The organism is Rhodobacter sp., assembly GCA_020637515.1.
Taxonomy (GTDB): Bacteria; Pseudomonadota; Alphaproteobacteria; order Rhodobacterales; family Rhodobacteraceae; genus Pararhodobacter.
The window spans coordinates 81,424-102,469 of sequence record JACKKG010000001.1; the positions used below are offsets into that span (position 1 = coordinate 81,424).

At 67.9% G+C, this 21,046-nt stretch carries 23 protein-coding genes; 5 read left to right on the forward strand and 18 right to left on the reverse strand.

The annotated features are described in order from the left end of the window. The first annotated feature begins 70 nt into the window (after positions 1-70). On the forward strand, positions 71-2,632 hold the full coding sequence (gene topA, locus H6900_00380) for a type I DNA topoisomerase (GenBank protein MCC0071721.1): 2,562 nt from the start codon (positions 71-73) through the stop codon (positions 2,630-2,632). Positions 2,633-2,640: 8 nt separating this feature from the next. Here topA and H6900_00385 read toward each other — a convergent pair whose 3' ends face one another. After that, complete coding sequence (locus H6900_00385; GenBank protein ID MCC0071722.1) at positions 2,641-4,497, reverse strand: phosphatidylserine/phosphatidylglycerophosphate/cardiolipin synthase family protein; 1,857 nt, start codon at positions 4,495-4,497, stop codon at positions 2,641-2,643. A gap of 121 nt (positions 4,498-4,618) precedes the next feature. Here H6900_00385 and H6900_00390 point away from each other — a divergent pair, with 121 nt between their 5' ends. Then, positions 4,619-5,314: a CoA transferase subunit A gene (locus H6900_00390; GenBank protein MCC0071723.1), complete on the forward strand. Its 696-nt coding sequence runs from the start codon at positions 4,619-4,621 to the stop codon at positions 5,312-5,314. 14 nt (positions 5,315-5,328) lie between these two features. Then, positions 5,329-5,958 carry a CoA transferase subunit B gene (locus H6900_00395; protein MCC0071724.1) on the forward strand — a complete coding sequence of 210 codons (630 nt, stop codon included), beginning with the start codon at positions 5,329-5,331 and terminating at the stop codon, positions 5,956-5,958. A gap of 152 nt (positions 5,959-6,110) precedes the next feature. Here the strand turns inward: H6900_00395 and ruvB are convergent, their stop codons facing one another. The 3 genes from ruvB to ruvC form a co-directional block, all read right to left on the reverse strand. Beyond that, a complete protein-coding gene (ruvB, locus tag H6900_00400) occupies positions 6,111-7,157 on the reverse strand; it encodes a Holliday junction branch migration DNA helicase RuvB (GenBank protein ID MCC0071725.1) in 1,047 nt (348 codons plus the stop codon). Between the two features lie 79 nt (positions 7,158-7,236). Continuing rightward, a complete protein-coding gene (gene ruvA, locus H6900_00405; protein ID MCC0071726.1) occupies positions 7,237-7,944 on the reverse strand; it encodes a Holliday junction branch migration protein RuvA in 708 nt (235 codons plus the stop codon). Continuing rightward, complete coding sequence (ruvC, locus tag H6900_00410; GenBank protein ID MCC0071727.1) at positions 7,941-8,444, reverse strand: crossover junction endodeoxyribonuclease RuvC; 504 nt, start codon at positions 8,442-8,444, stop codon at positions 7,941-7,943. The genes ruvA and ruvC overlap by 4 nt, the downstream gene beginning before the upstream one ends. A gap of 322 nt (positions 8,445-8,766) precedes the next feature. On the opposite strand from ruvC, the gene H6900_00415 reads away from it, so the two are divergent. Further along, positions 8,767-8,976, forward strand: coding sequence for a DUF1127 domain-containing protein (locus tag H6900_00415; protein MCC0071728.1), 210 nt, complete (start codon positions 8,767-8,769; stop codon positions 8,974-8,976). Positions 8,977-9,050: 74 nt separating this feature from the next. On the opposite strand, the gene H6900_00420 is transcribed toward H6900_00415, so the two are convergent. The 4 genes from H6900_00420 to era all read right to left on the reverse strand — a co-directional run bounded on the left by H6900_00420 (position 9,051) and on the right by era (position 11,805). Continuing rightward, a complete protein-coding gene (locus H6900_00420) occupies positions 9,051-9,347 on the reverse strand; it encodes a hypothetical protein (GenBank protein ID MCC0071729.1) in 297 nt (98 codons plus the stop codon). Positions 9,348-9,407: 60 nt separating this feature from the next. Beyond that, positions 9,408-10,277, reverse strand: a complete 870-nt coding sequence (locus H6900_00425; protein MCC0071730.1) for a 50S ribosomal protein L11 methyltransferase — start codon at positions 10,275-10,277, stop codon at positions 9,408-9,410. A 175-nt stretch (positions 10,278-10,452) separates the two neighbouring features. After that, positions 10,453-10,788, reverse strand: coding sequence for a DUF1491 family protein (locus H6900_00430; GenBank protein ID MCC0071731.1), 336 nt, complete (start codon positions 10,786-10,788; stop codon positions 10,453-10,455). Between the two features lie 105 nt (positions 10,789-10,893). Then, positions 10,894-11,805, reverse strand: coding sequence for a GTPase Era (gene era / locus H6900_00435; GenBank protein MCC0071732.1), 912 nt, complete (start codon positions 11,803-11,805; stop codon positions 10,894-10,896). Positions 11,806-12,113: 308 nt separating this feature from the next. Between era and H6900_00440 the strand changes: the two genes are divergently transcribed. Continuing rightward, on the forward strand, positions 12,114-12,425 hold the full coding sequence (locus tag H6900_00440; protein ID MCC0071733.1) for a thermonuclease family protein: 312 nt from the start codon (positions 12,114-12,116) through the stop codon (positions 12,423-12,425). A 15-nt stretch (positions 12,426-12,440) separates the two neighbouring features. Here H6900_00440 and H6900_00445 read toward each other — a convergent pair whose 3' ends face one another. The 10 genes from H6900_00445 to H6900_00490 all read right to left on the reverse strand — a co-directional run bounded on the left by H6900_00445 (position 12,441) and on the right by H6900_00490 (position 21,040). Beyond that, entirely contained in the window at positions 12,441-13,268 is an 828-nt protein-coding gene (locus H6900_00445) for a DMT family transporter (GenBank protein MCC0071734.1), read from the reverse strand. Positions 13,269-13,294: 26 nt separating this feature from the next. Then, positions 13,295-13,990 (reverse strand): ribonuclease III, encoded by a 696-nt coding sequence (rnc, locus tag H6900_00450; GenBank protein ID MCC0071735.1) that lies wholly within the window; start codon positions 13,988-13,990, stop codon positions 13,295-13,297. A gap of 3 nt (positions 13,991-13,993) precedes the next feature. Next, entirely contained in the window at positions 13,994-14,782 is a 789-nt protein-coding gene (lepB, locus tag H6900_00455; protein MCC0071736.1) for a signal peptidase I, read from the reverse strand. A gap of 67 nt (positions 14,783-14,849) precedes the next feature. Then, entirely contained in the window at positions 14,850-15,647 is a 798-nt protein-coding gene (lepB, locus tag H6900_00460; GenBank protein MCC0071737.1) for a signal peptidase I, read from the reverse strand. Between the two features lie 270 nt (positions 15,648-15,917). Further along, positions 15,918-16,319 carry a holo-ACP synthase gene (locus H6900_00465; GenBank protein ID MCC0071738.1) on the reverse strand — a complete coding sequence of 134 codons (402 nt, stop codon included), beginning with the start codon at positions 16,317-16,319 and terminating at the stop codon, positions 15,918-15,920. Continuing rightward, complete coding sequence (locus tag H6900_00470; protein ID MCC0071739.1) at positions 16,316-16,783, reverse strand: hypothetical protein; 468 nt, start codon at positions 16,781-16,783, stop codon at positions 16,316-16,318. Before H6900_00470 ends, H6900_00465 begins: the two co-directional genes overlap by 4 nt. Positions 16,784-16,851: 68 nt before the next feature. Then, a complete protein-coding gene (locus tag H6900_00475; protein ID MCC0071740.1) occupies positions 16,852-17,481 on the reverse strand; it encodes a LysE family translocator in 630 nt (209 codons plus the stop codon). A gap of 7 nt (positions 17,482-17,488) precedes the next feature. After that, the gene (locus tag H6900_00480) at positions 17,489-18,247 is read right to left on the reverse strand and encodes a pyridoxine 5'-phosphate synthase (protein ID MCC0071741.1); all 759 of its coding nucleotides are present in this window, start codon (positions 18,245-18,247) and stop codon (positions 17,489-17,491) included. Beyond that, the gene (locus H6900_00485) at positions 18,244-18,891 is read right to left on the reverse strand and encodes a DUF2062 domain-containing protein (protein MCC0071742.1); all 648 of its coding nucleotides are present in this window, start codon (positions 18,889-18,891) and stop codon (positions 18,244-18,246) included. The genes H6900_00480 and H6900_00485 overlap by 4 nt, the downstream gene beginning before the upstream one ends. Positions 18,892-18,907: 16 nt before the next feature. Continuing rightward, the gene (locus H6900_00490; protein MCC0071743.1) at positions 18,908-21,040 is read right to left on the reverse strand and encodes a bifunctional (p)ppGpp synthetase/guanosine-3',5'-bis(diphosphate) 3'-pyrophosphohydrolase; all 2,133 of its coding nucleotides are present in this window, start codon (positions 21,038-21,040) and stop codon (positions 18,908-18,910) included. Positions 21,041-21,046: the final 6 nt, after the last annotated feature.

Genomic DNA, 21,046 nt, shown 5'->3' on the forward strand with positions numbered 1-21,046 from the left:
CTATGCGGCGCGGTTGAACCCGCGCGCCCCGGATTGACCGGATGAAAGGCGTTCATCGTCAGAGGTTTGCATGGCAGTTGTCGTCGTCGAGTCCCCCGCCAAGGCCAAGACCATCAACAAATACCTGGGCAAGGACTATACCGTTCTGGCGTCATTCGGCCATGTGCGCGACCTGCCGGCCAAGGACGGCTCGGTCGATCCCGACCACGATTTCGACATGAAATGGGAGGTCGCGGCGGATTCGAAAAAGCACATCAAGGCGATCACCGACGCCCTGAAGGACGACGACACGCTGATCCTGGCCACCGACCCCGACCGCGAGGGCGAGGCGATCTCGTGGCACCTGGAACAGGCGCTGGAAAAGAAGCTGAAGGGCAAGACCGTGAGCCGCGTCACCTTCAACGCGATCACGAAAACCGCGATCCTCGAGGCGATGAAGCACCCCCGGCAGGTGGACGCGCCGCTGGTCGAGGCCTATCTCGCGCGGCGCGCGCTGGACTATCTGGTGGGGTTCAACCTGTCGCCCGTGCTGTGGCGCAAATTGCCGGGCGCGCGTTCGGCCGGGCGGGTCCAGTCGGTCTGCCTGCGCCTGATCGTCGAGCGCGAGATGGAGATCGAGGCCTTCCGCGCCCGCGAATACTGGAGTGTGACCGCCACGCTGGCCAATGCCCGGGGCGCCGAGTTCACCGCACGGATGGTCAACCTGGGTGGCAAGAAGCTGGACAAGTTCGACCTGGCGACCCAGCAGGCTGCCGAGATCGCCGTGCAGGCGCTGACCTCGCGCGATCTCTTCGTGCAGTCGGTCGAGGCCAAGCCCGCGCAGCGCCACCCGACGGCGCCCTTCATGACCTCGACCCTGCAACAGGAGGCCAGCCGCAAGTTCGGCATGGGCGCCAAGCAGACCATGGCCGCCGCGCAGCGTCTCTACGAGGCCGGGCATATCACCTACATGCGGACCGACGGCATCGACATGGCGCCCGAGGCCGTGGCCCAGGCCCGGGACGAAATTGCCCGCCGGTTCGGCAAGGATTATGTCCCCGCCAGCCCGCGGATCTACAAGAACAAGGCCAAGAACGCGCAGGAAGCGCACGAGTGCATCCGCCCGACCGACATGGCCGCGGACCCCGACAGCCTGCGCCTGGCCGAGAGCGACCAGCGCAAGCTCTACGATCTGATCTGGAAGCGCACCATCGCTTGCCAGATGGAGGCCGCGCGCCTGGAGCGCACCACCGCCGAGATCGGCTCAAAGGACGGGCAGGTCGGCTTGCGCGCGACGGGTCAGGTGGTTCTGTTCGACGGTTTCCTCAAGGTCTACGAGGAAGGCCGCGACGATGAAGACGGCGACGAAGGGCGCCTGCCGCAACTGTCGCAGGGCGAAGCCACCGGCAAGAAGGCGATCGTGCCCGAGCAGCACTTCACCCAACCGCCGCCGCGCTACACGGAAGCGACGCTGGTCAAGCGGATGGAAGAGCTGGGCATCGGGCGCCCCTCGACCTATGCCAGCATCGTCACCACGATCCAGGAACGCGGCTATGTCCGCAAGGACAAGAACCGACTGATCCCCGAAGACAAGGGCCGGCTGGTGACGATCTTCCTGGTCAACTATTTCCGCAAATATCTGGAATACGATTTCACCGCCGATCTGGAAGAGCAACTCGACGATGTCTCGGCCGGGTCGCGGAACTACAAGGAGGTTCTGTCCGGCTTCTGGCGCGACTTTCACGCCGCGATCGAGGAAACGACCGAACTGCGCATCACCGATGTGCTGGAAAAGATCGACGAGGTCCTGGCGCCGCATCTCTATCCCCCGCGCGAGGATGGCGGCGATCCCCGCCTGTGTCCGACCTGCGGAAAGGGGCGGCTCAATCTGAAGACCGCGCGTTCGGGCGGGGCCTTCATCGGCTGCAACAATTATCCCGAGTGCCGCTATACCCGGCCGCTGTCGGGCGACGAGGGGGACGCCGAGCTTTCCGGCGACGGAAAGCTTCTGGGCCACGATCAGGGCGATCCGATCTTTCTGCGGGCCGGGCGCTTTGGCCCCTATGTCCAGCGCGGCGAGGTCTCGGCCGAGGTGCCCAAGCCGCCCCGCGCCAGCCTGCCCAAGGGCTGGGCGCCCGATGCGATGGACCTGGACAAGGCCGTGAGCCTGCTCTCGCTGCCGCGCCCCATCGGCCCGCACCCTGAGGACGGCGCCCTGGTCGAGGCCGGGATCGGGCGCTTTGGCCCCTATGTGAAGCACAACGCCACCTACGCGAACCTTCCCGAGGTGGACGAAGTGTTCACCATTGGCATGAACCGCGCGGTCGAGGTCCTGGCCGCCAAGCTTGCGCGCGGCCCGGGGCGCGGCGCCACGGCGCAACCCCTGAAGGTGCTGGGCGATCATCCCGATGGCGGGTCCGTGCAGGTGATGCCGGGCCGCTACGGGCCCTATGTCAAATGGGACAAGGTCAACGCGACCCTGCCCAAGGACGTCGCGCCCGACGCCGTCACCCTGGAGCAGGCGCTGGAACTGATCGCGGCCAAGGCTGCGACCAAGGGCAAGGGCAAGGCCGCCAAAAGCCCGGCCAAGGCCCCCGCAAAGCCCAAAGCCACGCCCAAGGCCAAGCCCAAGGCAAAGACGTCCGGCGGCTGACGCACCGGCTAGAAGGCGCGGGAAATCAGTCTGAGGCTGTCCAGCCAGTGCACCAGCCCTGAGACCGGCTGCGGCGGGCGAACCCGGTTTGCGCGCGCGACATAGGACTGGATGACCCCATCCACCCCCCGGGCGATGCCCCGATCCATGAACACCAGCCCGTTTTCGAAGTCATGGGCAAAGCTGCGGCGGTTCAGGTTGGTCGAGGCGATGATCGCCAGCCGCCCGTCGATGGTGATGAGCTTTGCGTGCAGCAGGCGCGGGAAGGGATCGTAATCGAAAAACCGCACCCAGCCGCCAAAGGCGTTGGCAAAGGCCCGGTTCAGCCCCGACACCATGAAATCCGTCGCCTCGCGCACGCGCACCGTGGTCACGACCGTGACCTCGACCCCACGATCGCGGGCACGGTGCAGGGCGGCGTCGATGTTGTCGGGCAGGTTCAGATAGGGAATGGCGATGTGGATCGACCGCTGCGCGGCATCGATCAGCCCCGCATAATAGCGCGCCATCGCCTCGCCATCGGTGAACGGGATCGAGATGTAGTGCCGCACCACGCCGTCCCGCACCGTCGCCGCCCCCCCCGGGGCTGCAAGCGGCCGCAACGCCTGGCTGTCGTAATCGCGATGCCACAGCGCCCCCATATGCGCGGCGATCAGTCGCACGGTGGCGTCGCGGCTCAGTTCGATTTCAAAGTCGTCGTAGGCGGTGAAGCCCCCGGTCAGCCGATTGTGGCTGGGGTCATACTGATGCAGAAAGGGCCAGGCGCTCAGATCCCGGGGGCTTTCAAAGAAATACCCCTCGTGAATGTTGCGCCCGCCGATCATGGCGCGCGATCGCCCCGGTTCGCGCGCAAGGGTGGCGAACAGCTTGACATGCGTGATGCGGTGCAACCGCCCCAACTGCCCCTCAAGCCCGCGCGCGGCGCTGGCGGGCAGGCGATAGGGCTGCACCTGCACGGTCGGATAGCGGGCGGCCAACCCCTCGAACAGGGCGCGGTCGGTGTCGGTCAGCATGATATCGGACACCAGGATCCGCACCACCGTGCCCCGCGCCGCGTGCCAGGCCAGCATCCGGGCAATCAGGTAGCCCGCGAAATCCGCGTTCAGGTTCAGATAGTTGACGTAAATCAGATCGAGATGCGGCGCGTCACGCCAATCCAGCGCCATGTCCGGATCGCCCACCTCGAGCGCCGCGCGGCTGACGCGGGCGCCGGTCAGGGCCTCGATCTTGGCGTTCAGCGCATCCAGCCCGTCAGGCAACATCCGGCTGGCGCCGACCGGCGCGGGACAGGTGGCCGACAACCCGCCCGACGCCATGAAGGCCCGGTCCAACGCATCCCCCCCGGCGCTGCGCGCGCAGCCCGGCACGATCGCATCCAGACGCGCGACGGCGGGCAGCGCGGTTTCCTCGCGCTGGACATGCAGCGTCCAGGCCGGGCGCCCGCCTGGCGTCACGCTCAGGTCGCAGGCCCCGGTCGCGGGGTCGAGGTCCAGCCAGCTGCGCGCGCGCTCGGCCGGGCCGACACGAAAGCGCACCGGCTGGCCGGCGGCGGTCCAGGCATCCGTCTGGCCGTGATCGGCGCCCTCGAACCGGTGCCGCGCGGGCGCGTCGCAGCGGGCCTCGACGGTGTAGGCGCCGCGCCCCTGCGCCAGAAAGGTCAACGAGGACAGGCGCGCGCCGGCGCCCGTGAAATAGGCGCGCCCCTGCCCCGCGGCGGGGCCGTCTGGCGACAGCACCAGGTAGCTGACCTGATGATTGCCACCCTCGGGCGCCGGAACCGGCTGCGCAGGCTGGGGCCGCACGGGCGAACAGGCCGCCAGCGCCAGGACCGCAAGCACGAGCAGGGAACGAAATCCAGTCAACATGGCGCGCACAATACCCCGGCGAGACCGGGGCGCAAGAGGCGCGCGCCGCCAGGCGGCCACGCCGATTGACTTCGCCGCACTGCCGCGTCAAAAACGGGACAACCAGCTTTCGGGGGGTATCATGCAGAAGATCTACGGTTCCGCCGCCGAAGCCCTGGACGGGCTTCTGTTCGACGGAATGACCATCGCGTCGGGCGGCTTCGGCCTGTGCGGCATTCCGGAACTGCTGATCGCCGCGATCCGGGACTCGGGCGTCAAGGGGCTGACGGTGGCCTCGAACAACGCTGGCGTGGACGAATTCGGCCTGGGCGTTCTGCTGCAATCGCGGCAGGTGAAGAAGATGATCTCGTCCTATGTCGGCGAAAACGCCGAGTTCATGCGACAGTATCTGTCCGGCGAGCTGGAGCTGGAGTTCAACCCCCAGGGCACGCTGGCCGAACGCATGCGCGCCGGCGGCGCGGGCATCCCCGGGTTCTACACCAAGACCGGCGTCGGCACGGTCATTGCCGATGGCAAGGAACACAAGGATTTCAACGGCGAGACCTATATCCTGGAAACCGGGCTGGTGATGGATATCGCGATCGTCAAGGCGTGGAAGGCGGACACCACCGGCAACGCCGTGTTCCGCAAGACCGCGCGCAACTTCAATCCTCCGGCGGCGACCTGCGGCAAGGTCTGCATCATGGAGGTCGAGGAAATCGTGCCCGCCGGCTCGCTGGACCCCGATCACATTCATCTGCCCGGGATCTACGTGCACCGCCTGATCCAGGGCGAGCACGAGAAGCGCATCGAACAGCGCACCACGCGCAAGGCATAAGGAGGGCTGACATCATGGCTTGGGATCGCAACCAGATGGCCGCCCGGGCGGCGCAGGAATTGCAGGACGGGATGTATGTGAACCTGGGGATCGGCATTCCGACCCTGGTGGCGAACTATATCCCCGAGGGGATGACCGTGACCTTGCAGTCGGAAAACGGCATGCTGGGCATCGGCCCCTTCCCGACCGACGACGCCGTGGACGCCGACCTCATCAACGCCGGCAAGCAGACCGTGACGGCGCTGCCCCACACCGCCTATTTCGACAGCGCGACCTCGTTCGCGATGATCCGGGGCGGAAAGATCGCCATGGCGATCCTGGGCGCGATGGAAGTGGCCGAGAACGGCGACCTGGCGAACTGGATGATCCCCGGCAAGCTGGTCAAGGGCATGGGCGGCGCGATGGACCTGGTGGCCGGTGTCAAGCGAGTCATCGTGGTGATGGACCACACTTCGAAGCACGGGGAATCCAAGGTGCTGAAATCCTGCACCCTGCCCCTGACGGGCAAGGCGGTGGTCAACCGGATCATCACGAACCTGGGTGTTCTGGACGTTGTCGAAGGCGGGTTGAGGATCGTCGAATGCGCCGAGGGCGTGAGCGAAGCCGACCTGCGTGCCGCGACCGAGGCGACGATCGTCGGCTGAGAGCGTCGGCTGCGGCGCGGTTTGACGCAGGTTGACGCGGCGGCGGGGGCTGCCGCCCCCGCACCCCCGCTTCAAGGGGGGCACGCCCCCCTTGAAAATCCCTGTGCGTATTTCGGACAAGATGATGGGGCGCCCGATTGCGGCGCCCTTGCTCATTTGCCGGAGGGGGGGCCGGTTTCGAACAGGTCCTGCTGGTTGGCCGGTCTGGGCGGGGTCAGGCCAAGGTGCCCCCAACTGGCCTGGGTCAGCATCCGACCGCGCGGCGTGCGCGCGGCCAGGCCCTGCTGCAACAGAAAGGGTTCGATCACCTCTTCGATCGCATCGCGGCTTTCGCTGAGCGCGGCGGCGATGGTTTCCACCCCCACCGGCCCGCCGCCGTAGCTTTCCGCGATGAGCCGCAGGTAGCGCCGATCCGCGCCGTCGAGGCCGAGATGATCCACGCCCAGCCGATTCAGCGCGTTGTCGGCCAGCGCACAGGTCAGGCGGCCGTCGCCTTCGACCAGGGCGAAATCCACGACGCGGCGCAACAGGCGGTTGGCGATCCGCGGGGTGCCGCGGGCGCGGCGCGCGATTTCGCGCACGCCCGCGTCCTCGGCCGCGATGTTGAGCAGCCGTGCCCCGCGCGCGACGATCTCGCACAGTTCGGGTTCGGTATAGAATTGCAGCCGCGTCGGGATGCCGAACCGGTCCCTGAGCGGCGTGGTCAGCAGGCCCAGCCGCGTGGTGGCGCCGACCAGGGTGAAGGGTTGCAGTTCGATCCGCACGGTGCGCGCCGCCGGCCCTTCGCCAATCACCAGGTCGAGCTGGAAATCCTCCATCGCGGGGTAGAGGACCTCTTCAACGGCGGGATTGAGGCGGTGGATCTCGTCGATGAAGAGCACGTCGCGGGCTTCGAGGTTGGTCAGGATCGCCGCCAGATCGCCCGCCTTGGCCAGCACCGGACCCGAGGTCATGCGGAACCCGACGCCCAGTTCGCGCGCCATGATCTGTGCCAGCGTGGTCTTGCCCAGCCCGGGCGGGCCGTAGAACAGCGTGTGGTCCATCGCCTCGCCGCGCAGTCGGGCCGACTGGATGAACACCTTGAGATTGGCCCGAGCCTCGTGCTGGCCGATGAATTCGTCCAGCATCTGCGGCCTGAGGGCGCGGTCGGCGTCCTCGGGCTGGCGATCTGGGCGAAGCGTCTGGTCTGGCGATGTCATGCGGCAGGTTGATCGGAAAGGCCGGCAGGCGTCAACGTCTGGTTCACGGGATCACGTCGGGATTGCGCGGGCAACGGGGTCACGACTTTGGCGCCAGCAGTTTCAGGGCCGCCCGGATCAGAGCGGGGGTTTCGCCGTGGTCTTCGGCGGCGGTGGCGACGGCCTGTGCCGCCTCGGACGGGCCATAGCCCAGATTGGTCAGCGCCGACAGCGCGTCCGCCTGGGCCTGCTGGGCTTGGCGGCGCGCCTCGGCCCGGGGTCCGGAGGGCGCGGCGCCCGCGTCGGCCACGGCCGCAATCGGCGCCGCGCCCGCGCCGGAAGGCACGGTTTCGATCACCGCGCCCTCGGGCGTGAGATCGGCGGCCGCGGCGCCCATCGCCATCACGGTGGGGGCCTTGTCCTTCAGTTCCAGCACGACGCGCTGCGCCAGCTTCGGACCCACGCCCGGCGCCTTGCGCACCGCGCCCGCATCGCCGATCGCGATGGCGCGCGAGACGCCCTCGGGCCCCAGCGTGCCCAGAATGGCCATCGCCGCCTTGGCCCCGACGCCCTGCACCGACATCAGCAGCCGGTGCCATTCCTTTTCGGCCAGGGTCAGAAAGCCGAAAAGCTGCAACAGATCCTCGCGCACCAGAAGTTCGGTATAGAGCGCGGCCATGCCCCCCGGCCCGGGCAGAGCCATCAGCGTGCGTTCGGACACATGGACGATGTAGCCGACGCCCTTCACGTCCAGCAGCACGTGATCCGTGGCGCGATAGTCGATCCGACCCGACAGCTTGCCAATCATTCCGCGGCCCTCAACGCGGCTTGCAGGCGGCCCGCGCTTTGCATGTGAAACGCGTGGCAGATGGCAACCGCCAGCGCGTCGGCCGCGTCCGGACCGGCGATCGTCACCCCCGGCAATTGCATCCGCACCATGTGATCGACCTGCACCTTGGCCGCCTTGCCCACGCCGACCACGGCCTTCTTGACCGCGTTGGGCGCGTATTCGCCGACGGTCAGGCCGGCCTGAGCGGGCACCAGCAGCGCGATGGCCCGGGCATGGCCCAGTTTCAGAGTCGCCACCGCGTCCTTGTTGACAAAGGTCTGTTCGACCGCCGCGCAATCCGGGACCTGCTGGCGCAGGACCGCTTCGAGCTGGATGTGCAGGCTCAGGAGCCGGCTGGCCAGATCCGCCCCCTCGGAATGCAGCACGCCATTTCCGACGTGGCGCAGGCGCGTGCCCTGAACGTCGATCACGCCCCAACCGAGATTGCGCAAACCGGGATCGATTCCCATCACACGCATGCGTCGCCCTGCCCTTTGATTCCCCCGCCCGGTTTGTCCCGGGCTTTGGTCCGGACTAGCACGAAAAGGGAACATTGGCCAGAAGAAAGCGGAAATCGGCGCCCGAGGGGCCATTCAGCCATTGCATCCGACGCGAACGGCGTTAATGTGGTCGCATTCCATCCGCACCCCCGCGAGAAGGGCTGTTTCGCGCGCCCTCACAGTCATGCCACTTGCGCATAGCTGCAATGCAGCAATTCCGTCTACTCCCTGCCCGTGGCCTCGGCTATCTGATCGTCAGAAGCACAATGCTTCAGCAGACTTGAAACGACAGGAGCCTCCGATGGCCTTTTTTGCCTCTGCCCGCCCCGTTGCCGATGGCGTGTTCGGCCGTTCGCTCGGGTTCTCGGTCGCCGATTTCTTTGCCCGCTTTGCCGCGTGGAACGACCTGCGTGTCACCCGCCGCGAGCTTGGGAAACTGACCGACCGTGAACTGGACGATATCGGCCTGTGCCGTGGTGACATCGACGGCGTGATCAACGCCCTGCGCTGATCCTCGCTGACCGAGCCCAGAACAACGCCGCCCCGGGAAACCGTGGCGGCGTTCTCCATTTCAGGTGTCAGAAGTCAGTGCGCCGGGCCGCGAAAGGTGGCCGCCAGGGCGCGGCTGACCGGATCCGGCCCGGCGATCCAGAACCGGACCTGCGCGCCAAAGCCCGCGTCGGGCGGAAGTGGCGCGTCAAAGCCCGTGTCACGGCTGGCCATGGCCGCGCCCTTCAGCAGGAAGAAGCACACCAGCGCCCCGGCCAGAACCCCGCCGGCCCGGGCAAGGCGCCGTCGCCAGGGGTTTTCACGGGTCTTCAGGTCGTCCACGCGGCTGGTCAGGACGGTGTCCATGCGGCGAAGAAAATCGGCACTCTGCATCGGCTTGCTCGGCTTTGAAACGGGCTGAGCACCGAATCTAGAGGCGAATCGCGGCAAAAATCAGGCGCGACGCAGGACCAAGGTGGCCCAGTCCCCGATTTCCTCGCGCGAGACCTCGACAAAGCCGGCCGCGACATACGCGGCCAGAACATCGCGCGCCTGCGTGACCAGCAGTCCCGACAGGATCGCCAGACTGCCGGGCGCGGTGTGCCGACCCATGTCGGGCGCGATCTGGATCAGGGGCCCTTTGAGGATGTTGGCAAAGACCAGATCGAACGGCGCACGCGCGTGAATCGCGGGATGATCGAAGCCGACCGCCTCGAGGCAGTCGATCCGGCCCGCCAGGCCGTTCGCATCGACATTCGCCTCGGCGACCTCGACGGCGACCGCGTCGATGTCGGTGGCCAGGACTGTTTCGGGCCAGAGCTTTGCCGCGCCCATCGCCAGAACCGCGGTGCCGCAACCCACGTCGATCACGTTGCGGCCGTGAAAGCCACCCTCTGCCAGCCGGTCCAGGGCGCGCAGACAGCCCAGCGTGGTGCCGTGATGCCCGGTGCCAAAGGCCATTGCGGCCTCGATCAGCAGACCGATGCGCCCGGCCGGAAGCTTGTCGGCGTCATGGCTGCCATAGACAAAGAAGCGACCGGCCTCGACCGGCGACAACTCGCGCCGGACATGGGCGACCCAGTCGATCTCGGGCAGTTCCGAGACCGCGAATTCCGCCGCACCGAACGCGGCGGCCATCAGCGTCAGGGCAATCTCGTCGGGCGCCTCGGTGAAATAGGCACCGACCTCCCACAGCCCCGACCCATCCTCGAGCTCGAACACCCCGACACCGACGGGCTCAGGGTCGAGATCTTCCAGCGCCTCGCCCAGGGCCTGGGCGCGGGTTTCGTCGGGCAGGGTGGTCAGGGCGGTATAGGTGGGCATGGGGACTCCGGGGTTTCCGCGGGCCTATCCCGTCGCGCGCCCCAAGGCAAGAGAACTGACCCCGAGCGCGCCCTTGCCTGACAGGCGCATGGGGATTTTCAAGGGGGGCATGCCCCCCTTGAAGCGGGGGTGCGGGGGCGGCAGCCCCCGCCGCCCCGTCACCTCGCAGCACGCGTTACCCGTCCAGCCCCGGCTCGTCCAGCAGCGACCTGCCAGCCCGATCCTCGACCTCGATCACCCACAGATCGGGGTCCCGCGCCCGCTCGCGCGCCAGCCGTTCGTCCATCTCGCGCTCGGGCCCCTGGGCGACCCGAACCCAGCGGCGGGCCTCCGTCAGCAAGTCGAACTCGCGCTGATACAGCGTCGCCGTGCCGTCGAGAGGGCTTTGCTTGACCAGCACCGCACCCGCCGTCTCGTCGCCCCTTCGCACGACAAAGGCGGGGATATCGGCCAGCCTGAGGCGTGTCAGGTAGGCCTGCACCCAGAAACCGGCGGTCAGGCGCGGGGTCATGGGCGGGGCGAGGGGCTGCTCGCCCCTCGCGCTCCCTCGCCAAAGGGGGGGCACGCCCCCCCTTTGGAAACCCCGGTGCGTATTTCCGACAAGATGATGGACGCCTCAGGCATCGCCGTCGCGGAAATCGAGCCCCATCTCGCTGTAGCGTTCGCTTTCGTTCAGCCAGTTCTCGCGCACGCGGACGGTCAGGAAAAGGTGCACCTTGCGGTCGAGGAAGGTCGCGATCTCGGCGCGCGCCTGCTGTCCGATCGCCTTTACCGTTTCGCCCTTGTGGCCCAGGACGATCCCCTTGTGCCCGTCGCGAGCGACGAAGATCACCTGGTCGATCCGCACCGACCCGTCCTCACGGTCTTCCCAGGCCTCGGTTTCGACGGTCAGCTCGTAGGGCAATTCCTGGTGCAGCCTGAGGGTGCATTTCTCGCGCGTCATTTCGGCCGCAATCATCCGCAGCGGCAGGTCGGCGATCTGGTCTTCGGGATAGAGCCAGGGGCCTTCGGGCAGCGACTCGCCCAGCCAGCTGCGCAGCGCGTCGGTGCCGTATCCCCGTTCCGCCGAGATCATGAACGTCCGCGCGAAGGGATAGGCCGCGTTCAGCTCCTGCGACAGCGCCAGCAGGGTTTCGGATTTCACCTTGTCGATCTTGTTGATCGCCAGCGCCACCACCTGCCCGGGTGTCGCGCGGTCCTTGAGCGCGTCGATGATCGCCCGCGCGCCATCGGTCAGGCCGCGGTGGGCCTCGATCAGCAGCACGACGATATCGGCATCCGCCGCCCCACCCCAGGCGGCCGCGACCATCGCCCGGTCCAGCCGGCGCCGCGGGCGGAACAGGCCGGGCGTATCGACGAAGACGATCTGCGCCTGGCCGTCCATGGCGATGCCGCGGATCCGGGCCCGCGTGGTCTGCACCTTGTGGGTGACGATGGACACCTTGGCCCCGACCATCCGGTTCAGGAGGGTCGATTTGCCCGCGTTGGGTTCTCCGATCAGGGCGACGAAGCCCGCGCGTGTGGTCATGCTGAATCCTCTGGCTATGCCTTGCGCCTTATACCACGCCCGGTGCAAGCGCCATACCGCCCGGGTCTTGACCGCCGCCCGGACCTGCGGCACAGGTCCGGCAATGGCAGCCCGAACGGAATAGGCCGGTCTTGTCCCTGTTGCGCCTTTTGATCCGGGCCCTGTTTGCCCGGCCCCGCCGCGGCCCTCGTGGCCGTCCGCGCCGCGCCGGGGCGTCGAATTCGCCCCCAAAGATCACCCGGACGATCCAGGGCCGCTGCACCGTGATCGACGGCGACACGGTCATCATTCAAGGCACAAGGCTGCGCCTGTTCGGGATCGACGCGCCCGAACTGGACCACCCCTATGGGCAGAAATCGAAATGGGCGGTGATCCGGATGTGCCAGGACCAGGTGGTCACCGCCGAACTGCATGAGAGTGTCTCGTACGACCGCAAAGTCGCGCGTTGCGTCCTGCCCGACGGGCGCGACATTGGCGCCGAACTGGTCCGGATGGGGCTGGCGCTGGACTGGCCCAAATTCTCGGGCGGCCGTTACGGCCATCTGGAGCCTGCGGGAATCCGGCGCAAGCTGTGGCGCGCGGACGCCCGGCAAAAGGGCCGGATGCCCCAGGCCCGCTGAACCGGCGCGCGCCGCTCAGCGCCGACTGCGCGCCAGGGTGAACAGGCCCGATCCGACAATCAGCGCCGACCCCAGCAGCATCGACGGGTCGGGCCGCTCGCCGAACACCAGCACGGCGAGGATCAGCGCGAAAACGAGGCGCGTGTAGCGAAACGGCGTCACCACCGACACTTCGCCCGAGCGCATCGCCACGGTCAGCGCGCTGTAGGCACCGACCCCGAACAGCGCCGCGCCGAGGATACGCAGCGCCGCCCCGGGCCCGGGAAGGACCGGCACCGCCCCGCTGGCGCCCTGCACCACCAAACCCGCCAGCGCCAGGACCCCCATGCCCAGGACCCCCAGTTGCGCATTCGTCACGGTCAGCGGCGCCGCGCGCGTGGCCAGATCGCGCCCGGCAAAGCCCAGCATCCCCAGCACCGCGAACAGCGCCGCCATGTCCACGCCCTGCCCCGAGGGGCGCAAGACCAGAAGAACGCCCAGGAACCCGATGCCGATCGCCGTCCAGCGGCGCCAGCCCACGCGTTCGCCAAAGACCCAGACCGCGCCGCCCACCACCACCAGTGGCGTGGCCTGCAAGATGGCAGAGGTCGCACCGAGATCGGCAAAGGCCAGCGCCAGCGAGTAGAACAACCGCCCGCAGAGTTCCATCGCCGAGCGGATCGACAGACCGCGCGACAGCCCACCCGCCGGCAGCACGCGTTCCCGGCGCAACCAGGCCATCGCCGCGAACAGCGCCATGCCCAGCAGGCCAAAGCCCGTCATCACCGTCGCCGCCGGCACCAGCTGCGTCGCGGATTTGACCAACGTGTCCTCGCAGGCGAAGGCCGCCATCGCCAGCACCATGAAGGTTGCGCCCCGCCGATTGGTGCTCACGCTTCGCTGACCCGTGCCAGCAGCGACTGGGCGGCAGCCTGTTCGCCGGCCCGTTTCGACCCGGCCTTGGCCCGCGCCGCGTTGCCGTCGGCCAGGCGCACCTCGATGGTGAAGACCGGCGCGTGCGGCGGGCCCTCGCGGCTGATTTCGACGTAGACGGGCGGCGCCTCGCCCCGCGCCTGTGCCCATTCCTGCAACGCGGTCTTGGCGTCGCGCGCGTCGGCTTCGACACGCGCGACGCGATCGGCCCAATGGCGCAGGATCACCGCGCGCGCGGCCTCGAGCCCGCCGTCCAGGTAGACCGCCGCAAGGACGGCCTCCATCGCGTCGCCCAGCAGCGCCTCTTTTCGGCGTCCCCCTGACAGCATCTCGGAGCGGCCCAGCTTCAGCACCGCGCCCAGGTCGATGGCGCGCGCGACATCGGCGCAGGTTTCCTTGCGCACCAGGGCGTTGAACCGGGGCGCCAGTTGGCCTTCGGTCGCCTGGCGGTCAGCGGCGAACAGGGTCTCGGCGATGACCAGGCCCAGCACCCGGTCCCCCAGGAACTCGAGCCGCTGGTTGTGCGGCCGCGTGGCGGACCCCGCCGAGGCGTGGGTCAGCGCCCGGATCAGCAGCTCGGTCCGGGCGAAATCATGACCCAGCCGCTGGGCAAAGGCAGCGAGGTCGGACGACAATGTGAGTCCCTTGGCCATGGCTCAATCCAGCGCGTGCAGAAAACGGTCGGACCGCCAGGTCCAGAACGCCAGCATCGACGATCCCGCCGACGAAAAAACCACCCGGTCGGCGCGACCGATCAGGTTTTCGAAGGGCACGAAACCCACGCCACCTTGCGACTGCGGAAAGCGGGAATCCAGCGAATTGTCGCGGTTGTCGCCCATGAAGAAAAACTGCCCGTCGGGCACCGTGAATTCGGCGGTGTCATCGGCGCGCCCCCCGTCCCGGATGCTGAGCACGCGATAGCGCACGCCGTTGGGCAACGTCTCGATCTCGCGCTGCTTGCGGCAATCGCCGCCGGGCTGCGGGTGGTTGCGGCAACGCGGCAACTGCGCGGCAGCCCCCTGGGGCGCATAGGGTTCGATGTAGTCTGACACCGCCTCGCGCCGAACGGGTTCGCCGTTGATGTAGAGCAGCCCCGCGCGCATCTGGATGCGGTCCCCGGGCAGGCCGATCAGTCGCTTGACATAGTCCTCGCCGCTGACCGGGTGGCGAAACACGACGATGTCCCCGCGCTCGGGCATCCGGGCGAACAGACGTCCCTCGATCGGGCACAGACCCATCGGGCAGGACCAGCGCGACCAACCATAGGCCATCTTGTTCACGAACAGGAAATCGCCGATCAGCAGCGTTTCCTTCATCGACCCCGAGGGGATCCAGAACGGCTGGAAAAAGACCGTGCGGAACAGGCCCGCGAGGAGCAGCGCCCAGAAGACTGTCCTGGCGGTCTCGCGCCAGCCTTCGCCTTTGCGCGTCGCGGTATCGGTCACGGCCCTGGTCCCTCTGGTTTCAGGGCTCTTTGGGCGCGGTGGGGGGCGGTGTCAAGCCGCCCGCCCCTCATTCGCCGAAGTGCAGCGAGTGGAAGAACCGGTCGGGCCGCCAGGTCCAGAACGCCAGCATCGAGGTCCCCGCGGACGAGAACATGACCCGGTCGGCGCGGCCGATCAGGTTTTCGACCGGCACGAAACCGACGCCGCCGGCGGTCTGCGCAAACCGCGAGTCGACCGAATTGTCGCGGTTGTCGCCCATGAAGAACACGTGCCCCTCGGGCACGGTGAAGACCGGCGTGTTGTCGGCGAACCCGTTGTCCTCGATGTTCAGGACCGGGTAGCTGACACCGTTGGGAAGGGTCTCGATCTCGCGGCCCTTCCGGCACTCGCCGCCCTGCCCCACCGGCGCATTCTCGCAGCGCGGATACTGGCCGGCCGCGCCCTGACGCTCATAGAGTTCGACGAAATCGCCATCAGGCCGGCGGCCCACCGGCGTGTCGTTGATATAGAGCAGCCCCGCGCGCACCTGGATGCGGTCGCCGGGCAGGCCGATCACCCGCTTGATCAGATCGTCGCCGCTGACCGGGTGGCGGAACACCACGATATCGCCGCGCTCGGGCAAAGCGCCGAAGATCCGCCCCGAAATCGGGCACAGCGCAAAGGGGCAGGAATAGCGCGAATAGCCATAGGCCATCTTGTTCACGAACAGGAAATCGCCGATCAGCAGCGTTTCCTTCATCGACCCCGAGGGGATCCAGAACGGCTGGAAGAACAGCGTCCGGAACAACCCGGCGATCACCAGCGCCCAGAAGATGGTCTTCACGGTCTCCCAGAGACCTTCCTTCTTTTCGGTGGCTGCGGCCATGACGGGCTCCCTGTTCCGATGCCCGGGTGTCATGCGGCCCGGGCGCGATGCTGTCAAGCGCCAGAACCCGGCCTTCAGCGGGACGTGAGCGGGAAAGGGGGCCAGCCCCCTCGCCGCTTGCGCGGCTCACCCCCGGGATATTTCCGGCACAAAGAAGGGCCGTTTACCGTTTCTTAATCCCGCCCTTCTTTGTGCTGCAAATATCCTCCGGGAGGGTCCGGGAGGGTGGAAAACCCTCCCGGCGGTCGCAACCCGCGCGGGGGGTGGGCTTCAAGCCAGGGGGCGGGCCTCGATCACCACGAAGGCCTGGGCCCAGGGGTGGTCGTCGGTCAGCGAGACATGCACCACCGCCTCATGCCCCGGCGGCGTCATCGCCGCCAGCCGTTCGGCCGCCCAGCCCGTCAGCACCATCACCGGCTGCCCGCCGCGGCGGTTGGCGACGCCCATGTCCTTCCAGGAGATCCCCATCGCCAGCCCGGTTCCCAGGGCCTTGGAGCACGCCTCTTTCGCGGCCCATCGCTTGGCCAGCGTGCCGACCTCGTCCTTGCGCCGTGCGGCCTTGGCCAGTTCGATGTCGGTGAAGACGCGCTTTCGGAACCGGTCCCCGAAGCGGTCCAGCGTGGCGGCGATACGGTCGATGTTCGCCAGATCGGTGCCGATGCCCAGGATCACTCGAACCGGACCTCGCCGCTGGCCTGGTTGAGACGGATCTCCATCCGTTCGGCGATCGCCGGCTGACCGGATTCCATCCCCGCGTGCCAGTGCCCGACGGGGACCGACAGCAGCAGCCCCTTGCCCGGGTCGTAGCTGGCGGCGATCCCCGGCACGTCGATCGAGAAGAACCCCGTCCCCGGCGCGGCCGAGGCGACCCGGCATTGCCGGTAGACCGGCCCGTCCTGGTCCCCCGATGGCATCAGGATCAGAAGATGCGCCGCGCAGCAGACCGGTTCGCCGCCGGTGTCCAGCAGCGCCACGCGGATCGCGCCGTTCGCATAAGTGCGGCTGTTCTGGTCCCAGGGTTCGGCGATATTCGCGGGACTGGCGATCCAGTCGCAATCGGCCACGACCTGCGCCGGGGCGGACAGCGGCACGGCGGCAACAAGGGCAACGAGGGCGCAAAGGGAAAGGGCTTTCATGAATTCCTCCGGGGCGAATGCCGGGGCATCATCGCCCGCGCGGGCCCGCCGGGCAAGCCGCGGGTGGGTCACGATGCGCTCAACGGCGCGGTCAGGATCTTCAGCGCGGCCAGAGCGAACAGCAGCGCGAACACCGCGTCGAACCCGCGCCGCGCCCTGAGATAGGCACGCGCGACCGGCGGGGCGGAAAACAGCAGCGCCATCGCGCTCAAGGTCACGGCCGAGGTCGCGAGGCACGCCAGCCCGACCTGCCACAGCACGGCCACCGGCGCATCCGCCGGCACAGCCAGCGCAAAGACCGCGCCCCAGAACAGCACCGCCTTGGGGTTGGTCAGGTGGATCAGCGCGCCCCGGGCCCAGACCCGACGCAAGCCGTCGGCGACCGGCCGGGCCATCCTGGTGGCGCCGGGACGCAGCGCGGCACGGGCCGATTTCCACGCCAGCCACCCCAGATAGCCCGCCCCGGCATAGCGCAGCAGCGCGAAGATCCAGGCGTGGCTGAGCATCGCGGCGCCCAGGCCCAGCCCGGCGAGCAGGCCCCAGACGGCCGAGCCCGTCACCACCCCCCAGGCCAGGGCAAGCCCCGGCGCGCGTCCGCCCTCCATGGCCGAGCCGGTGATCGCCAGCGTCGCCGGCCCGGGCGAGACAATGGCCACCATCCAGCCCAGCAGGATCGGCAACAGGTCGTGAAACGGCATGTCCGGGTCAGCCGCGGGCCGCATCCATCAGGCGGCGCATCTCGCGGATCGCCGGGTCGAGGCCCAGGAACACCGCCTCGGAAATCAGGAAATGACCGATGTTCAACTCGCGGATCTCGCGGGTCGCGGCAAACGGCGAGACCGTGGCAAAGCTGAGCCCGTGGCCGGCGTGCACCTCGATCCCGGCGGACTGTGCCAGGCGGGCGCCGCGCAGCAAGGCGGCCAGTTCCAGTGCCGCCGCTTCGACCGCCCCCTCGGCCACCAGGTCGCAATAGCGGCCGGTGTGCAGTTCCACCACCGGGGCGCGGACGCGCGCGGCGGCTTCGATCTGGCGCGGATCGTGGCCGATGAACAGCGACACGCGGCTGCCGGCCTCGGTCAGCGGTGCGATGAAATCGGCCAGTCGGTTCATGTCGCCCGCCACGTCGAGCCCGCCCTCGGTGGTGCGTTCCTCGCGCTTCTCGGGGACCAGGCAGACGGCGTGCGGGCGGTGGCGCAGGGCGATGGCCTGCATTTCCGTCGTCGCCGCCATTTCAAAGTTGAGCGGAATCGCGATCGCCGCCATCAGGCGGTCGATATCGCTGTCGATGATGTGGCGGCGGTCCTCGCGCAGATGGGCCGTGATGCCGTCGGCCCCGGCCTCTTGTGCGACCAGCGCGGCGCGCACCGGATCGGGATAGGCAGCGCCCCGCGCGTTGCGCAGCGTGGCGACGTGGTCGATGTTCACGCCCAGGCGAAGCGGCGCAAGCGGGGGGGCGGCGGTCATGTCTCGTCTCCGGTATCCAGGGCGCGCTGGCGGTGGCGCGCGGCCTCGAATCGTTGTTTCAGGCGCTTCTGGCGGCTGCGCTGATAGGCGCGCACCAGCGGCAGGTGCACGAAATACGCGGCCACGGCAAAGGGCAAGCCCAGAAGCAGGCCGCCCACCATATAGGGCAGGTAGACCTCGTGCCAGAAGCTGACAAGCCGGCCCCAGTGCACGGGGTCGCCCGTGATGACGGTGAACAGGTTGTGCGACAGTTCGCTGCCAGCGCGGCCGATGGCGCTGATGACGCCCGACACGGACATCCGCACCTCGGTTCCCAACAGACGCCCGCCCAGTTCGAGCCCGCCCGCCGCCATCAGCGGAAAGGTCAGCGGGTTGCCGTAGAACGTGGCCAGCAACGCCGCCAGGATGTTGCCGCGAAAGATCCAGGCGACCAGCGCGGCGGTGACGAAATGCAACCCGTAGAGCGGCAGGAAAGAGACATATAGCCCCGCGGCGATGCCGATGCAGATGCGCTCGGGCGAATCGGGAAGCCGGCGCATCCGGTGCAGGATATAGGTTGCCGCCCGACGCCACCCGCCGCGCGGCCAGAAGAATTCCGCAATCGTCCGCAGCAGGGGTCTGGTGTCTCGGCGCTTGAAGATCACGCGCGGCGGTCCGGATTCAGGGTTGGCGGTTCGGGTCTCGTTGGCGGATGACCTGGGCGACGTCGGTTTCGGCGGAAAGAATGGTCAGGATACGATGAAGATGCTCGGCATCCGATACGTCGATCTCGACGAAAATGCGGAAATAATCGGGTTTTCGGTCCAGAAAGCGCAGATCCGAGATATTCGCGCCCTGTTCGCCGATCAGGCTGCACACCCGGCCCAGCACACCGGCGCTGTTGGTGATCGTCAGCTCCAGCGAGACGGTGTGACAGGCGGGATGCTTGCCGCCATGCCATTGCAGGTCGATCCAGCGTTCGGGCTGGCTTTCAAAGGCCGCCAGCGCCTCGCAATCGATCGCATGGGCGACGACCCCCTTGCCGCGATAGGTGATGCCGACGATCCGTTCGCCCGGCACCGGCTGGCAGCAGGCGGCGCGGCGGAACGGTATATCGGGGTCCAGCCCCGACACGGGGCGCGAGACATCGACCTCGGGCCCGGTCAGGGCGGCGGTTTCGGGATAGAGCTGCTCGACCACCGAGCGCGCGCTGATCTCGGCCGCGCCGATCCGCGACAGCAGATCGTTCGGCCCTTTCAGCCCCTGCGCCCGGGCGGCGGTGTCCAGCGCCTTGTCGGTGACCTTGCGGCCGACCTTTTCGAACGCGACCCGGGACAGTTCGCGCCCCAGCCGAATGAAGCGTTCGCGGTCTTCCTCGCGCAGCGCCCGCCGGATCGAGGCCTTGGCCCGCCCCGTGTACACCAGTTCGATCCACGAGTTCTGCGGGCGCTGTCCCTCGGCGGTGATGATCTCGACCGACTGACCGTTCCTGAGCCGCGTCCACAGCGGCACGCGCAACCCGTCCACCTTGGCCGAAACGGTCGCGTTGCCGATGCGGGTGTGGATCGCATAGGCGAAATCCAGGGGCGTCGCACCCTTGGGCAGTTGCACCACGTCACCCTTGGGGGTGAAGCAGAACACCTGATCGGCATACATCTCCATCTTGACGTGTTCGAGGAACTCGTCGTGATCCTCGGAGCTGTCCAGACGTTCGGTCAGGCCCGCGATCCAGCGCGCAGGGTCCACCGCGAACGGGTTGGCGGTGCGGGTGCCGTCCTTGTAGGCCCAATGCGCGGCGACCCCGGCCTCGGCGACCTCGTGCATCTCGCGGGTGCGGATCTGCACCTCGACCCGCTTGCCATCGCGCCCTGAGACGGTGGTGTGGATCGACCGGTACCCGTTCGACTTGGGCTGGCTGATGTAGTCCTTGAACCGGCCCGGCACCGCGCGCCACCGCTGATGGATCAGCCCCAGGACCTGATAGCACTGGGCCACGTCATCGACGATGATGCGAAAGCCGTAGATGTCGGACAGGCGGCTGAAGGACAGCTCCTTTTCCTGCATCTTGCGCCAGACGGAATAGGGTTTCTTCGCCCGGCCATAGACCGTGCCGTCCAGCCCGGCCTTTTCCAGTTCGAAGCGGATGTCGGCGGTGATGCGGGCGATCACGTCGCCCGATTCGCGCTGCAAGGTGATGAAGCGGCGCAGGATCGAATTGCGCGCCTCGGGGTTGAGCACGCGAAAGGCCAGATCCTCCAGCTCCTCGCGCATCCATTGCATCCCCATCCGCCCGGCCAGCGGCGCGAAGATCTCCATCGTCTCGCGGGCCTTTTGGGCCTGCTTGTCGGGGCGCATCGACCGGATGGTGCGCATGTTGTGCAGACGGTCGGCCAGCTTGACCAGGATCACGCGCATGTCGCGCGACATCGCCATCAGCAGCTTGCGGAAATTCTCGGCCTGCTTGGCCGCGCCGCTCTTGACCTCGGACGACAGTTGCAGGTTGGTCAGCTTGGTCACGCCATCGACCAGTTCCGCCACGTCATGGCCGAACAGCCCCTGGACCTCGTCATAGGTCGAGCGCGTGTCCTCGATCGTGTCGTGCAGAAGCGCGGTGACGATCGTCGCGTCATCGAGCCGCATCTCGGTCAGGATCGAGGCGACGGCGACGGGATGGGTGAAGTAGGGCTCGCCCGAGTGACGGAACTGGCCCTCATGCATCGCCTCGCCATAGGCCCAGGCGCGGCGGATGAGGGCCTCGTCGCAGGTCGGATTGTAGTTGCGGATCAGCGCAACCAGATCGTCGGGCGTGATCACGGTCGA